This is a genomic window from Mycobacterium sp. IDUB_9, from assembly GCF_055419505.1.
Map to the genome: position 1 here is coordinate 1 of NZ_JBVAXU010000023.1, position 367 is coordinate 367.

A 367-nucleotide genomic window follows, 5' to 3' on the forward strand; every position below is an offset into this window, starting at 1 on the left:
CCAAACGCCAGGCGGCGTTGAACCGGTTGCTGTTCCCGGCGCCGACCAAGGAGTTCGAGACACACCGCGAGACCTACGGCGATACCTCCGGTCTGAGTGCCAATCAGTTCTTCTACGGGCTGCGCTACGGCGAGGAACACCGGGTCGAGCTCGAGCGCGGTGTGCAGTTGCTGATCGGTTTGGAGGCGATCTCCGATGCTGATGAGCGGGGTATGCGCACGGTGATGTGCATCCTCAACGGGCAATTGCGTCCGATCACGGTGCGAGATCGCAGCATCGCCAGTGAGGTCCCGGCCGCGGAGAAGGCCGACCGCAACAACCCGGATCATGTCGCGGCACCGTTCGCCGGTGTGGTCACCGTCGGTGT

1 pseudogene is annotated in these 367 nt (G+C 64.0%); it reads left to right on the forward strand.

The annotated features are described in order from the left end of the window. Positions 1-367 (forward strand): annotated as a pseudogene (locus ACZY08_RS29735) (pyruvate carboxylase); the annotation flags it as partial.